This window comes from Actinoplanes sp. NPDC048796 (genome assembly GCF_040650035.1).
Classification (GTDB): Bacteria; Actinomycetota; Actinomycetes; order Mycobacteriales; family Micromonosporaceae; genus Actinoplanes.
The window spans coordinates 680,760-694,486 of sequence record NZ_JBEZGO010000002.1; the positions used below are offsets into that span (position 1 = coordinate 680,760).

Sequence of the window (13,727 nt, forward strand, 5' to 3'; positions counted from 1 at the left end):
GATACAGGGACTTCGGCCCTGGTGAGGGCCAAGAGACCAGCTGAGCAAGATCGCTAACGACGCTCACTCCGTGACGCTAAGTCAGCCCGGCGCCCGATCTGGACCGTTCTCAGGAGAAAGATCCACCCGGCGCGTAACGTTGTCGTAACGGCGCGCGCTCGCCGGACGTTATTTCCGGATCTGAGCGGTTACCGCGTCGCTGAGGCGAATGAGATCCCCCGGCGCCAGGCTCACCTGAAGCCCGCGCCGGCCCGCCGAGATGAACATCAGATCAAGCGCGAGCGCCGAGTCGTCCACCACCGTCGGCAGCTTCTTGCGCTGCCCGAGCGGGCTGATGCCGCCGCGCACGTAGCCGCTGCTGCGCTCGGCCGCGGCCCGGTCGGCGAGGGTGGCCCGCTTGCCGCCGGCGGCGTGCGCCAGCGCCTTGAGGTCGAGGTCCCCGGTGACCGGCACGACCCCCACGACCAGCGCCCCGTCGACGTCCGCGACCAGAGTTTTGAAGACCTTCCGCGGCTCGACACCGAGCGCTTCCGCGACGAGCGCGCCATAGTTCGGCGCGTCCGGGGACACGTCGTACGGATGCAGCGTGTGCTCGACCTTCCGAGAGGTCAGCAACGCGGTGGCCGGGGTTCCGGCAGCGGCCTTCTTCGCCATGCCGGAACCGTACTACCGTGACGAATCTCCCTGCGTGACTCGTTGATCACATGAGATTTCGTGCCCGTAGGGGTCAGATCGCCCGGCACAGGAGGGCAGTCGGCGCCCCCGCGACGCGGGTCAGCACCAGCGACGCGCCGTTCGGCCCGGCCAGCCGCAGGTCTCGGCGCAGCTGCTCGGGCTCCAGGGCCGAGCCGCGCTTGCGGATCTCCAGCCGCCCGACGCCGCGCTCGCGCAGCAGAGCCCGCAGCCGCTTGAGCGAGAACGGCAGCACATCGGTGATCTCGAGCCGCCGGGCGAAGGGGGTCTCCACCGGGCCATCGGTGTAGAGATACGCGATCTCCGGGTCCCCCAGCCGGGCGCCGAGCCCGTCGGCGAGCTCGGCCACGAGGTGCGACCGGACGACAGCGGGGTCCGGGTCGTACAGGAAGGCACCGACCGGGCCCACCGGAGCCTTCTCAGCTCCGGTACCCGTCAGTTCGGACGCCCGCTCGCGCAGCAACACCGCTCGGCGCGGGACCTCGGCCAGCGGGCCGCACCAGAAGGCGGCCTCGACCAGATCGCCGTCGACGCTGGTCCACTCGCCCTCGGCGCCGGGCGGCAAGAGGTCGTGGTCGATGCCGGGCGCCAGCTTCAGGACGGTGCGCGGCACGCGCTCGGGCAGAGAGGCGATGAAATCCCAGGGCGGTGAGTACGACCGGGGATCGAACACCCGGCCGCGGCCGGCCTTCCGGCGGGCCGGGTCGGCGAAGACCGCGTCGTACCGCTCGACCGGCACCGACGTCGCGTCGGCGCATTCCACCCGTACGTCCAGGCCCAGCGCCTCCGCGTTGGCGGCGGCCATCGCCGCTGTCTCCGGATCGGCTTCCACGGCGTACACCGAAATCCCGAACCTCGCCGCCGCCAGCGCGTCCGAGCCCAGCCCGCAGCCCAGATCGGCCAAGGTCCGGACCCCGGCCGCCGCGAGGCGCCTCGCCCGCCTCTCGGCGACGACGGCCCGCGTCGCCTGTTCCAGGCCGGCCCGGGTGAAGAACATCGACGCCGCGTCGGCGCCGAACTTCCCCACCGCGCGACGGCGCAGCTCGACCTGGGTCAGCGCGGCCGCGGCCAGGTCCGGCGGGACGCCGCGGGACCGCAGTGCCGAAGCGGCCGCGAGCGGATCACTTCCGGCGACCTCCATCGCGCTGTCCAGCGCCTTCACCCCTTCGGGGGTACGCAGCAGGGCCGTCGATTCCGCAGTCACGCAGGCATTCTCCCCCGTGCGACTTCATTGGCACTCTGGTTGACGGAGTGCTAGTTCCGGCCTAACCTCCGATTAGCACTCTCATCCTGAGGGTGCCAACCGCGCGGCCATCCGGGCGCGCGGTGAGGCACCAGGCGGACCGGCACCCGCGACGACGGCCCCGCCCGGTGGCATGAGGCATCAGACCGGCCATCACCGTGGCCGGCGAAACCTGTACCCAGGAGGGTATGCCCGTGACTACCGCGACCAAGGTTGCGATCAAGCCGCTCGAGGACCGCATCGTGGTCCAGGCGAACGAGGCTGAGACGACCACGGCGTCGGGCATCGTGATCCCCGACACCGCCAAGGAGAAGCCGCAGGAGGGCACCGTCCTCGCTGTGGGCCCCGGCCGCATCGACGACAAGGGCAACCGCATCCCGGTTGACGTCAAGGTCGGCGAGACGGTCCTCTACTCGAAGTACGGCGGCACCGAGGTCAAGTACGCCGGCGAGGAGTACCTGGTGCTCTCCGCCCGCGACGTCCTCGCGGTCATCGAGAAGTGACCTACTGACAGTGCTGACCGCCCTGGCCCGTGATCACGGGTCAGGGCGGTGGTGCGTGAAGGGACCTTAAACATGGCGAAGATTCTCAGCTTCTCGGACGACGCCCGTCACCTGCTCGAGCACGGGGTCAACTCGCTCGCCGACACGGTCAAGGTCACCCTCGGCCCGCGCGGCCGCAACGTCGTCCTCGACAAGAAGTTCGGCGCTCCCACGATCACCAACGACGGTGTCACCATCGCCAAGGAGATCGAGCTCACCGACCCGTACCAGAACCTCGGTGCCCAGCTGGTCAAGGAGGTGGCGACGAAGACCAACGACGTCGCCGGCGACGGGACCACCACGGCGACGGTGCTCGCCCAGGCGCTGGTGCGCGAGGGCCTGCGCAACGTCACCGCGGGTGCCAGCCCCATCTCGCTCAAGCGGGGCATGGACAAGGCCGCCGAGGTCGTCTCGGAGGCGCTGCTCGGCAAGGCCGTCGAGGTCGCCGACCACAAGGCGATCGCGAACGTGGCCACCATCTCGGCCCAGGACGCCACCATCGGCGAGCTGATCGCCGAGGCGATGGACCGGGTCGGCCGCGACGGTGTCATCACCGTCGAGGAGGGCTCGGCCATGGCGACCGAGCTCGAGGTCACCGAGGGTCTGCAGTTCGACAAGGGCTTCATCTCGCCGAACTTCGTGACCGACGCCGAGTCGCAGGAGGCGGTGCTGGAGGACGCGTACATCCTCCTCACCACCCAGAAGATCTCCAGCATCGAGGAACTCCTCCCGCTGCTGGAGAAGGTGCTCCAGAACAGCAAGCCGCTGCTGATCGTGGCCGAGGACGTCGAGGGCCAGGCGCTCTCCACCCTGGTGGTGAACGCGCTGCGCAAGACCATCAAGGTCGCCGCGGTGAAGGCGCCCGGTTTCGGTGACCGCCGCAAGGCGATCCTGCAGGACCTGGCGATCGCCACCGGTGGCGAGCTCATCGCCCCCGAGCTCGGCTACAAGCTCGACCAGGTCGGCCTCGAGTCGCTGGGCACCGCCCGGCGCATCGTCGTCGACAAGGAGAACACCACCATCGTCGACGGTGGCGGCAAGAAGTCCGACGTCACCGACCGGGTCTCGCAGATCCGCAAGGAGATCGAGGCGTCGGACTCCGACTGGGACCGCGAGAAGCTCCAGGAGCGGCTGGCCAAGCTCTCCGGCGGCATCGCGGTGATCAAGGTCGGCGCCGTGACCGAGGTCGAGATGAAGGAGCGCAAGCACCGCATCGAGGACGCCATCGCAGCGACGAAGGCGGCCGTCGAGGAGGGCACCGTGCCCGGCGGTGGCGCCGCCCTCGCCCAGGTGGCGAAGGAGCTCGACGGTGGCCTCGGCCTGACCGGCGAGGAGGCGATCGGCGTTTCGATCGTCCGCAAGGCGCTGGTGGAGCCGCTGCGCTGGATCGCGCAGAACGCCGGCCACGACGGTTACGTCGTGGTGGGCAAGGTCGCCGAGCTGGGCTGGGGCCACGGCCTCAACGCGGCCACCGACGAGTACGTGGACCTGGCCGCGGCCGGCATCCTCGACCCGGTGAAGGTGACCCGCAACGCGGTCTCCAACGCCGTCTCGATCGCCGGCCTGCTGCTGACCACGGAAAGCCTCGTGGTGGACAAGCCGGCCGAGCCGGAGCCCGCCGCCGCCGGCGGTCACGGCCACAGCCACGGTGGCCACGGCCACCAGCACGGCCCGGGCTTCTGACCGGACAGCATCACCGAAGGGGCGCGTCCTGCGGGGCGCGCCCCTTTTCGGTCTCGTCGTCCAGCAGGTCGGGGACGCGCTCGCCGTGCCAGGAGCGCCACAGGGCCGCGTAGGGGCCGCCGGCGGCCACGAGCTCGTCGTGGGAGCCGAGCTCGGTGATGCGGCCGTCCTCGACCACGGCGACCCGGTCGGCGTCGTGCGCCGAGAAGAGCCGGTGGGCGATGGCCACGACCGTACGGCCGTGGAGCACCGCCGCCAGCGACCGCTCCAGATCGCGGGCCGCCCGCGGGTCGAGCAGTGACGTCGCCTCGTCGAGGACGAGCGTGTGCGGATCGGCCAGCACGAGCCGGGCCAGCGCGAGCTGCTGCGCCTGCGCGGCCGTCAGCGCCTGCCCGCCCGAGCCGACCACGGTCTCGAGCCCGTCCGGCAGGGCCTCGGCCCATTCCAGCGCGCGCACCGCCTGAAGCGCCCCGCGCACCTCGTCGTCCGCCGCGCCCGGCCGCACCATGGCCACGTTGTCGCGGACCGTGCCGATGAACACGTGGTGTTCCTGGCTGACCAGCGCCACCTCGGTGCGCAGCCGGTCGAGCGGCAGCTCACCCAGCGGCACCCCGCCCACCGTGATGGTGCCGCCGGTCGGTGCGTGCACCCCGGCCAGCAACCGGCCCAGCGTCGACTTGCCGGCGCCGGAAGGCCCGACGATGGCCAGCCGCTCCCCCGGTTCGAGCGTGAGATCGATGCCGTGCAGCACTTCGCGACCGGCCACATAGGAGAACCGCACGCCGGAGACCTCGATACGCGTCCCCACCGGCTCCTTCGCCGCCCGCAGCTGGACGCTCTCCCGCGCCTCGTCCTCGACTCCGAGCAGGCGGGCCAGGGACGCGCCGCCGATCTGCAACTCGTCGAGCCAGCTCAGCAGCCGGTCGAGCGGGTCGATCAGCATCTGCGCGTAGATGACCGCGGCCGTGAGCTGCCCCAGCGAGATCGAGCCGCGCAGGTAGAGCCAGCCGCCCAGGACCAGCGTCGCCACCACCGGCAGCACGTACGCCGCCTCGACCACCGGGAACCACACCATCCGCAGGAACAGCGTGTACCGCTCGGCCACCCAGCTCTGGCCCAGGTCGGCGTCGGAGCGCTCGATCCGCTGCCGCTGACGGCGCAGCGCGTCGACCGTCCGCGCGCCCTCGACCGTCTCGGCCAGCCCGTCGGTGACCGTCGAATAGGCCGCGTTCTGTCGCAGATAGCCGGCCGGCGCGCGCCGCAGGTACCACCTCGTGCCGACGACCAGGATCGGCACCGCGACCAGCAGCGAGAGCGCCAGCACGGGCGTGACCACGATGAGCGCGCCCACCACGAGCACGACGGTGATCAGCGCGATCATCGTCTCGGGCACGGCCAGCCGCACACACCGCGACAGGGCGTCGACGTCACGCGTCGTCCGGGTCAGCAGGTCACCGGAGCCCGCCCGTTCCACTGTGGAGAGCGGCAGGGCGAGCACCCGGTCGACGAACTCCTCGCGCAGCCGGGCGAGCACCCGCTCACCGAGCCGGGCCGAGGCCAGATGCGCGAAGCGCACCAGAATCGCTTGCAGCACGACGAATCCGGCGATCAACGCGGCCAGTTTGTCGACCACCCCGACACCCTTGCCCTGCCGGATCGCCTCGACCAGGTCGCCGAGCAGGGGCGGACCGGCCAGCCCGGCCAGCGCACCCAGCACGTGCAGCCCGACCGCGATGGTCAGGGCACGCGGGTAGCGCCGGAAGAGATCACGGGCGTAGCGCCGCACCTGGGCCGTGTCGGCCACCGGCAACAGGTTGCTCACGCGGCGTCCTCTCGCAGCACCGTCCGGGCGTAGCCCGGTTCGCTTTCCAACAGCCCCCGGTGGGTGCCGGTGGCGACCACCCGGCCCCCTTCCACATAGAGCACCCGGTCGGTGCGGTCGAGCACCAGCGGGCTGGACGTGCAGATCACCGTCGTCCGCCCGGCCCGGGCCACGGCGAGCCGGTCGGCTATCCGCGCCTCGGTGTGCGCGTCGACCGCGCTGGTCGGCTCGACCAGCACGAGCGTGTCGGGGTCGGCGACCAGGGCCCGGACCAGCCGCAGCCGTTGCTGCTGGCCGCCCGAGAAGGAACGCCCCCGCTCGGCGACCTCGCTGTCGAGCCCGCCGGGCAGCGCCTCGACGATGTCGGTGGCGGCCGCCGCGTGCAGCGCGGCCGGGAGCCGGTCGTCGCCGGCCGGGTCGAGATCGGACCGTAGCGGACCGGTGAACAGCCGCGCGTCGTTGTCGCCGACCAGGATCCGCTCGCGGACCGCGGCCAGCTCGAACGACGACAGCGCGTGCCCGCCGACGGTGGCGCCCTCGGCGTACCGCCCCAGGCGGTCGGCGATGGCGGCAGCGTCGGCCGGCACCGCCGCGACGATCGCGGTGACCTCGCCCGGCCGGACCGTCACGCCGGACTCCGGGTCGGCCAGGTCACCGGCGAGCAGGCTCGCCGGAAGCGGCCCGGCCGGGTCGGGCAGGTCGGTTTCCGCGGCCAGCATCGAGACGACGCGACGCGCCGAGACGTGGCCGCGGGTGAGCTTGTCGATCGCCTCGGTGAGCTGCCGCAGCGGCGTGACGAGGAACGCGGCGTACGCGTAGAAGGAGACCAGCTGGCCCACCGTGATGTGGCCGGTGAGCGCGAAGCGCGCGCCGAGCCACGTGACCAGCACCAGGAAGATGCCGGGCAGCAGCACCTGCGCGGCCTCGAGCAGCGACTCGACCCGGGCCGTGCGCACCCCGGCCGCCCGCAGCCGCTGCGACTCGGCGCGGTAGCGCTCGCCCATCACCGCCTCGCCGCCGATGCCGCGCAGCACCCGCAGGCCGCCCACCAGATCGGCGGCGCGGCCGGTGAGCAGGCCCTGCTGGTCGCGGGAGGCCTGCTGGAGCCGGTGCAGCGGGCGGATGAGCAGGCCCACGATGGCCATCAGCAGCGGCACGCCCAGCACCACCACGAGGCCGAGCGGCACCGACGTGGTGAGCAGGATGACCGTCACCGCGACGACGGCGATGAGCGAGCCGGTGCCCCGGGCGGTGATGTCGACGGCGGAGCCGATCTGGCGGATGTCGGAGGTGCCGATCGCGACCACCTCGCCGGTGTCGAGCCGGCGCGGGAGCGCCGACCCGAGCCGCCCGGCCTGGCGGACCGTGACCTGAACGGTCCGGAACATCGCGCCGAGGAAGTTGATGACCGCGAACCGATGGCGCACCACACCGAAGCACGCCTGACCGAGACCGGCCCCGAGCAGCGCCAGCGACCAGATCAGAAGGTCGTGCCGGTCGTGGTCGGTGGCGGCGTCGATCGCCTTGCCGACCACGGCGGGCACGGCGGCCTGGCAGAGCATCCAGAGCACGGCCATGACGATCGCCGTGTAGACGGCGAACCGGTCACGCCGGATCAGCCATCGCAGATAGCGGACCGGGGACCGGCCGTCGGGGGTGCCGGGATCGGCATCGGGTAGTCGTCGCATCAGGGCCCCGACGTTACGGCGGGGGTACGACAAAACGCGACGCGTTTTCCCCTCAGCGGTCGACCGGGCTGAAATCCCACACGTGCGGCGCCCGGGCGATGAGATTCGGCGGGGGCGCCGGCAGGTTCTCGGGGGTGTTCCGCCACTTCGAGATGACGACGATCCGGTTGTCGGTGGACGAGTAGACGTCGCTCGACACGTGCTGCGGAAGCACCTCGATCCGCGGCACGGCCACGTCACAGACCCACGTCAGCAGCTCGTCGAAGCCGCTCTTGGAAGCCCGTATCTCCCACATCCGCGCGATCATGTTCGCTTCCTACCCCGCCACGCTGACCGAGGTCAATGGCATCGCGGAATCGGCGGGCAGATCGAGACGGCTGGGCGCCACACCGGCGGCGACCAGCCGCGAGCCGAGGGCCGCCACCATCGCCCCGTTGTCCGTGCAGAGCTGCGGCCGGGGCACGCGGACCTCGATGCCGTGCTTGGCGGCCCGCTCCTCGGCCAGTACCCGCAGGCGCGAGTTGGCCGCCACTCCCCCACCGATCACCAGCGTGCGGACGCCGTGGGTCAGGCAGGCGTCGATCGCCTTGGCGGTCAGGACGTCACACACGGCCTCCTGGAAGGAGGCGGACACGTCGGCGATCGGTACCGGATCGCCGTCGCGTTGCCGGGCCTCGACCCAGCGGGCGACGGCCGTCTTGAGCCCGGAGAAGGAGAAGTCGAAACGGTGCGCCGCGAGGTCCTTGGCCGCGGTCAGCCCGCGCGGGAACGCGATCGAGGCGGAGCCGTCCCTCGCCGTACGGTCGATGACGGGCCCGCCGGGAAAGCCCAGCCCGAGCAGGCGGGCCACCTTGTCGAAGGCCTCGCCCGCCGCGTCGTCGATGGTGGCGCCCAGCGGCTTGACGCCGTTGGTGAGGTCGTCGACGAGCAGCAGCGAGGAGTGCCCGCCGGAAACCAGCATGGCGATGGCGGGCTCGGGCAACGGGCCGTGCTCCAGGGTGTCGACGGCCACGTGCGCGGCGAGATGGTTGACCCCGTACAACGGCTTGTCGGCCGCCACCGCGTACCCCTTGGCCGCCGCCACCCCGACGAGCAGCGCCCCCGCGAGACCGGGCCCGCTGGTCACCGCGATCGCGTCGATGTCGGCCAGGGTGACCTTCGCCTCGTCCAGCGCGCGCTGCATGGTCGGCACGAGGGCCTCGAGGTGGGCGCGGCTGGCCACCTCGGGCACGACACCGCCGAACCGAGCGTGCTGGTCCACACTGGACGCCAGGGCGTCGGCGAGCAGGGTGTGCCCGCGGACGATGCCGATCCCGGTCTCGTCGCAGGAGGTTTCGATCCCGAGGACCAGGGGTTCGTCAGGCATTGCGCATCATCACCAGTGCGTCCGTGTTGCTGGGTTGGTAGTAGCCGCGCCGGATGCCGACGGGCTCGAAGTCGTACGTGGCGTAGAGCCGCTGGGCGGGCGCGTTGTCGACCGCGACTTCCAGCAGCGTCTGCTTGATGCCGAGCCGGGCGGCCTCGGCCAGCAGCGCCTCGAGCAGGGCCCGGCCGGTGCCGCGCCGCTGGCCGTCGCGCTTGACCGCGATGTTCTGCACCCAGGCTTCGTCCGGCGTGGTGGACAGACCGGCGTAGCCGGCCACCTCGTCCGCACCGGCCAGCGCCACCAGATAGAAGTTGCGCTGGGCGAGCTCGTTCCAGAACATCGCCGGCGACCATTTCTCGTCGCCGAACAGATCGGCCTCGATGGGCAGCACGTCGGCGATGTGCCACCAGCGGAAACGCTCGATGCGCATCAGGTGAGCACCGGCTTGCGCCCGGCCGGTTCGACAGCGTCCGGCCGGCGGAGATAGAGCGGCGTCAGCTGCTCGCTGGGCGCGGCCGAGCGGATGCGCTCGGCGGCCAGGGCCACGAGGGCCGCGCCGGGCGGGTAGAGGAGATGCTCTTCCACCGGTACGCCGAAAATATCCCCGTACTTGAGCGCGCCCTCACCGGCCGCCCGGTCGAACGCCCGCAGCTTCTTGGCCCAGTAGCCACGGTCCTCGTCGGGGTCGTCGACCACCGCGTCGATCTCGGCCCGGGCCAGGACGGCCGCGAGCCGGGCGGCCTCGACGCCGGCCAGCGCCGTGGCCGACTCGATGATCTCGGACTCGGACAGGGCGGCCGACTCGGCCGCCTCACTGGTCCTTTTCCGGTACGCCTGACCCAGCACCTCGGCCACGTCGGCCGGCTTGGCCACCTCGGGACCGAACAGCCGCACACCGTCCACATAGGTCGCGAAGTAGACCTCGCGGCGCCGCGCGTCGGTGGCGACCAGCACCCGCCCCGGCCCGGCGGCGCGGCCGATCCCGTCGAGCGAACACACCCCGTACGTGGGAATGCCCAAGGTCTGTCCCATGCTGGCGGCGGTGGCCAGGCCGACCCGCAGGCCGGTGAACGGCCCCGGCCCGAGCCCGGCGACTATCGCGCCGAGATCACCCGGCCGGATCTCCGCCTCATCGAGCACGGCGGAGATCTCGGGCGCGAGCTTCTCCCCATGCGCGCGGGGGTCGACGGTGCGCCGCTCGGCCACCCCGGTGAGGCGGTCGGCGGTGACCTCCACCAGGGCGGCCGTCGACGCGGGGGTCGCGGTGTCCAGAGCCAGTACGAGCACGTCCCCGACCCTAACGCGCCGCGGTATCCGTTATCCGGCGACCGGCTCGGCTCGCGGATCCCAGTCGATCAGGGGACGGCCGCCGTCGGCCAGCGCCTTGTTGGCCGCGCTGAACGGGCGCGCACCGCGGAAGCCCTTCGGGTTGAGCGGGCTGGGGTGGCCCGCCTCGAGCACCGCGTGCACCGGATTGGTGATCAGCGCGGCCTTCTTGCGCGCGTAACCACCCCAGAGCAGGAAGACGACCCGCTCGTCGCGCGCGTTCAGCGCCTTGATCGTCGCGTCGGTGAACGCCTCCCAGCCCTTGCCGCCGTGCGACGCCGCGGCACCCGCCCGGACGGTGAGAACCGCGTTGAGCAGCAGAACACCCTGCCGGGCCCAGCCGGTCAGGTCGCCGCTGGCCGGCGGCGCCACGCCGACGTCCTCGGCCAGCTCCTTGAACACGTTGCGCAACGACGGCGGGATCCGCACCCCGTCGCGCACGCTGAAGCTCAGGCCGTGCGCCTGGCCGGCGCCGTGGTACGGGTCCTGGCCCAGGATCAGCACGCGGGTCTGCTCCGGCGGGCAGAGCCGGTACGCCGCGAACAGGTCCTCGATCGGCGGATAGATCGTGTGCGCCGCGTACTCCGCCGCCACGAACTCACCCAGCGCGGCCGTCTCCTTCTCGTCGAGAAAGCCGGCAAGCTCGGCTCGCCAGTCGGCCGGCAGCAGTTCCGCCAGATTCACGGTGTTCCCTTCTTTTAGGGGGACAAGGTTTGTACGCGGTCGGCCCAGTCGCCGCCGTGCGGGATCAACTCGATCACCCGCGTGTCGTCGTCCAGCCGGTCGATGCGGACCCGAAGGTATTCGTCGTTCAGTTGCTCGACCATCCCGGCACCCCACTCGACGACGGTGACGGCGTCGTCGGCCGAGGCGTCCAGGTCGAGGTCGTCGATCTCGGCCCGGGGATCGGGACTGTCACCCAGCCGGTACGCGTCCGCGTGCACCAACGGCGTACGCCCGCGATGGACCCGGGCGATCACGAAGGTCGGCGAGGTGATCGCGTCGGTCACGCCGAGGCCGGCCGCGATGCCCTGCACCAGGGCCGTCTTGCCGGCCCCGAGCGGCCCGGTGAGCAGCACCAGGTCACCCGCGCGCAGGATTCCCGCGAGCCGCCGCCCGAACGCGTGCGTGTCCTCGACCGTCGGCAGCTTGATCACGAGACCTTCTCCAGGAAGCGCAGCAGTACGGCGTCGACCTCGTCCGCCTTCTCCAGCATCACCACGTGACCGCTGTTCTCGATCTTGACCAGCTCCGCCTCGGGCAGGTATTTCAAGATCTGCTCGGAGTGGGTGACCGGCGTCAGGTAGTCCTTCGTGCCGACGATGACCAGCACCGGCACGCCCCGCAGGGCGGACAGCGCCGGGAAGCGGTTGTGGGTGTAGAGCGTCTGGAGATATTTCGTCAGCGTCTCGACCGAGGTCTTCGAGTTCATGCTCTCCACGAACGTGACCAGGGAGGGGCTGGGCTTGGGCTCGCCGAAGCCGTACCGGCGGGTCAGCAGCCAGGAGAGGTCGGACGAGACCATCCGGGCCCGGTCGATGTGGCTGCCGCCGAGATGGGCCGCCTTGCCCCAGAGCGGGAAGAACGGCGCGCTCGCCCGGGCGACCAGGGACGGAATGCCGATCTTGGCTTTGTCGATCAGCCCGGCCGAGGTGGACATCAGCACCACGCCGGTGACCCGTTCGCCGAACCACTCCGGATACTGCTCCGCGAACGCCATGATGGTCATGCCGCCCATCGAGTGGCCGACCAGGACGATGTGCCCGTCCGGCACTGTCGCGTCGAGCACCGCGGCCAGCGACTTGCCCAGCGCGGCGATGTCGTAGTCGCCCGACTGGAGCCGGCTGGACTTGCCGTGACCCGGCTGGTCGTAGAAGACCAGACGCTGATCGCCGCGCTCGGTCAGCGCCTTGCGCTGGAAATAGAAGGTGCCCATGTCGAGCGCGAAGCCATGCACGAAGACGACAGTGGGCTTGGCTCCCGGCTTTCCCTTTTTCGGCTCGACGATCTCCACGTGCAGGTCGGTGCCGTCGGCCGCGGTCACCGTCAGCTCGCGGTCGAACGGCTGGTCGCCGAAGGGCTCGTCGATGTGGGGATCGCCGGGGGCGTTCACCGAGCGGCGCACCAGGGCCCGCTCGACGGCGAACGCGGTGGCCAGCCCGGCCGCGACGACACCGACCGCGGCGCCCGCGATGCCGACCTGTTTGGCCCGCCGCGATCCCTTCGCCGGGCTCATGCCTGATCCCCGTCGTAGACCCGCGGCACCCGCGCGCTGCCGAAGCGCGTCACGATCTCGTAGTTGATCGTGTCGACCACCGCGGCCCAGTCGTCGGCGGTCGGCTCGCCGTCGTCGCCGGGCCCGAACAGGGTGGCCACCTCGCCCGGCTCGACGGGGTCGTCGCCGATGTCGAGAACGATCTGGTCCATGCAGACCCGGCCGGCGATCGTCCGCCGCTTGCCGCCGAGCTGCACCGGCCCCGAGTTGGAGGCGTGGCGCGGCACGCCGTCGGCGTACCCCAGCGGCACCAGAGCGAGGCTCGTCTCACGCTCGGTGAAATACGTGTGCCCGTACGACACACCCTGACCCGCCGGGACCCGCTTGACGAGCGCGACCCGGGCCCGCGCGGTCATGGCGGGACGCAACCCGAAGGTCTCCCCCGCGATCGGCGACAGCCCGTAGACCGCGATGCCGGGGCGGACCAGGTCGAAGTGGGTGTCGGGCCGGGTGAGGGTGGCGGCCGAGTTGGCGATGTGCCGGTACCGCGGGGTGATGCCGAACCGCTCGGCGGTGGCCAGCCCTTCGGCGAACACGGCGAGCTGGTGGTCGATGGTCTCGTGGCCGGGAGCGTCGGCGTAGACGAAGTGGCTCCACACGCCGACCACGTCGATGTCGCCGTCGGCCTGCGCTTTCGCCGCCGCCTCGAGCAACGCCGGCCACTCGGCGGGCGTCGCGCCACCGCGGGCCAGACCCGTGTCGATCTTCAGATGTACGCGGGCGGTCCGCTCCGCCCGGCGAGCGGCCGCGACCACCTCGGCGAGCAGTTCCAGGCTCGCCGCGCTCAGATCGATGTCGGCCGCCACCGCCTCGTGCAGCGGTCGGCCGGGAACATGCAGCCAGGACAGCACGGGCGCGTCGATACCGGCCCGCCGCAGCTCCAGCGCCTCCTCGAGGGTCACGACGCCCAGCCAGGTCGCCCCGCCGGCCAGCGCGGCCCGGGCCGCCGGCACCATGCCGTGCCCGTAGCCGTCGGCCTTGACGACCGCCATGACCTCGGCGGTGGTGCGGGCGCGCAGCAACGCGACGTTGTCCCGGATTGCGTCCAGATCGACCCGGACTTCGGCCTGCCACATGATTCCCAGCCTA

The 13,727-nt window shown here is 71.6% G+C and carries 14 protein-coding genes; 2 read left to right on the forward strand and 12 right to left on the reverse strand.

Annotated elements, in window-relative coordinates; all coding sequences use genetic code 11:
- Positions 1–168: 168 nt before the first annotated feature.
- Together ybaK and AB0C26_RS11460 are read right to left on the reverse strand one after the other, a co-directional pair.
- Positions 169–654 (reverse strand): Cys-tRNA(Pro) deacylase, encoded by a 486-nt coding sequence (gene ybaK / locus AB0C26_RS11455; protein ID WP_360245406.1) that lies wholly within the window; start codon positions 652–654, stop codon positions 169–171.
- A 73-nt stretch (positions 655–727) separates the two neighbouring features.
- Positions 728–1,897, reverse strand: coding sequence for a methyltransferase domain-containing protein (locus AB0C26_RS11460; RefSeq protein WP_360245409.1), 1,170 nt, complete (start codon positions 1,895–1,897; stop codon positions 728–730).
- Between the two features lie 227 nt (positions 1,898–2,124).
- Between AB0C26_RS11460 and groES the strand changes: the two genes are divergently transcribed.
- Positions 2,125–2,439 (forward strand): co-chaperone GroES, encoded by a 315-nt coding sequence (gene groES, locus AB0C26_RS11465; RefSeq protein WP_082771855.1) that lies wholly within the window; start codon positions 2,125–2,127, stop codon positions 2,437–2,439.
- Positions 2,440–2,511: 72 nt separating this feature from the next.
- Positions 2,512–4,161, forward strand: a complete 1,650-nt coding sequence (gene groL / locus AB0C26_RS11470; RefSeq protein ID WP_360245414.1) for a chaperonin GroEL — start codon at positions 2,512–2,514, stop codon at positions 4,159–4,161.
- A gap of 10 nt (positions 4,162–4,171) precedes the next feature.
- Here the strand turns inward: groL and AB0C26_RS11475 are convergent, their stop codons facing one another.
- From AB0C26_RS11475 to alr, 10 genes are read right to left on the reverse strand one after another with little or no spacing between them, the layout of a single operon-like run.
- Entirely contained in the window at positions 4,172–5,983 is a 1,812-nt protein-coding gene (locus AB0C26_RS11475) for an ABC transporter ATP-binding protein (protein WP_360245417.1), read from the reverse strand.
- Positions 5,980–7,671: an ABC transporter ATP-binding protein gene (locus tag AB0C26_RS11480; protein ID WP_360245420.1), complete on the reverse strand. Its 1,692-nt coding sequence runs from the start codon at positions 7,669–7,671 to the stop codon at positions 5,980–5,982. Before AB0C26_RS11480 ends, AB0C26_RS11475 begins: the two co-directional genes overlap by 4 nt.
- Positions 7,672–7,723: 52 nt before the next feature.
- Positions 7,724–7,978 carry a hypothetical protein gene (locus tag AB0C26_RS11485; protein ID WP_360245423.1) on the reverse strand — a complete coding sequence of 85 codons (255 nt, stop codon included), beginning with the start codon at positions 7,976–7,978 and terminating at the stop codon, positions 7,724–7,726.
- A 9-nt stretch (positions 7,979–7,987) separates the two neighbouring features.
- On the reverse strand, positions 7,988–9,037 hold the full coding sequence (gene tsaD, locus AB0C26_RS11490) for a tRNA (adenosine(37)-N6)-threonylcarbamoyltransferase complex transferase subunit TsaD (RefSeq protein ID WP_360245426.1): 1,050 nt from the start codon (positions 9,035–9,037) through the stop codon (positions 7,988–7,990).
- Positions 9,030–9,467, reverse strand: coding sequence for a ribosomal protein S18-alanine N-acetyltransferase (gene rimI, locus AB0C26_RS11495; RefSeq protein ID WP_360245429.1), 438 nt, complete (start codon positions 9,465–9,467; stop codon positions 9,030–9,032). Before rimI ends, tsaD begins: the two co-directional genes overlap by 8 nt.
- Positions 9,467–10,324 (reverse strand): tRNA (adenosine(37)-N6)-threonylcarbamoyltransferase complex dimerization subunit type 1 TsaB, encoded by an 858-nt coding sequence (tsaB, locus tag AB0C26_RS11500; protein ID WP_360245432.1) that lies wholly within the window; start codon positions 10,322–10,324, stop codon positions 9,467–9,469. The genes rimI and tsaB overlap by 1 nt, the downstream gene beginning before the upstream one ends.
- A gap of 30 nt (positions 10,325–10,354) precedes the next feature.
- Complete coding sequence (gene ung, locus AB0C26_RS11505) at positions 10,355–11,047, reverse strand: uracil-DNA glycosylase (RefSeq protein ID WP_360245435.1); 693 nt, start codon at positions 11,045–11,047, stop codon at positions 10,355–10,357.
- Positions 11,048–11,061: 14 nt separating this feature from the next.
- A complete protein-coding gene (gene tsaE, locus AB0C26_RS11510; protein ID WP_360246532.1) occupies positions 11,062–11,517 on the reverse strand; it encodes a tRNA (adenosine(37)-N6)-threonylcarbamoyltransferase complex ATPase subunit type 1 TsaE in 456 nt (151 codons plus the stop codon).
- Positions 11,517–12,599 (reverse strand): alpha/beta hydrolase, encoded by a 1,083-nt coding sequence (locus tag AB0C26_RS11515; protein WP_360245438.1) that lies wholly within the window; start codon positions 12,597–12,599, stop codon positions 11,517–11,519. Before AB0C26_RS11515 ends, tsaE begins: the two co-directional genes overlap by 1 nt.
- A complete protein-coding gene (alr, locus tag AB0C26_RS11520) occupies positions 12,596–13,714 on the reverse strand; it encodes an alanine racemase (protein ID WP_360245441.1) in 1,119 nt (372 codons plus the stop codon). Before alr ends, AB0C26_RS11515 begins: the two co-directional genes overlap by 4 nt.
- Between the last annotated feature and the right edge of the window lie 13 nt (positions 13,715–13,727).

Coding starts and splice junctions, on each gene's coding strand:
- AB0C26_RS11515 (WP_360245438.1), bottom strand. CDS start 12,599: ATGAGCCCGGCGAAGGGATCGCGGCGGGCCAAACAGGTCGGCATCGCG.
- groL (WP_360245414.1), top strand. CDS start 2,512: ATGGCGAAGATTCTCAGCTTCTCGGACGACGCCCGTCACCTGCTCGAG.
- tsaD (WP_360245426.1), bottom strand. CDS start 9,037: ATGCCTGACGAACCCCTGGTCCTCGGGATCGAAACCTCCTGCGACGAG.
- ybaK (WP_360245406.1), bottom strand. CDS start 654: ATGGCGAAGAAGGCCGCTGCCGGAACCCCGGCCACCGCGTTGCTGACC.
- AB0C26_RS11480 (WP_360245420.1), bottom strand. CDS start 7,671: ATGCGACGACTACCCGATGCCGATCCCGGCACCCCCGACGGCCGGTCC.
- alr (WP_360245441.1), bottom strand. CDS start 13,714: ATGTGGCAGGCCGAAGTCCGGGTCGATCTGGACGCAATCCGGGACAAC.
- AB0C26_RS11485 (WP_360245423.1), bottom strand. CDS start 7,978: ATGATCGCGCGGATGTGGGAGATACGGGCTTCCAAGAGCGGCTTCGAC.
- rimI (WP_360245429.1), bottom strand. CDS start 9,467: ATGCGCATCGAGCGTTTCCGCTGGTGGCACATCGCCGACGTGCTGCCC.
- groES (WP_082771855.1), top strand. CDS start 2,125: ATGCCCGTGACTACCGCGACCAAGGTTGCGATCAAGCCGCTCGAGGAC.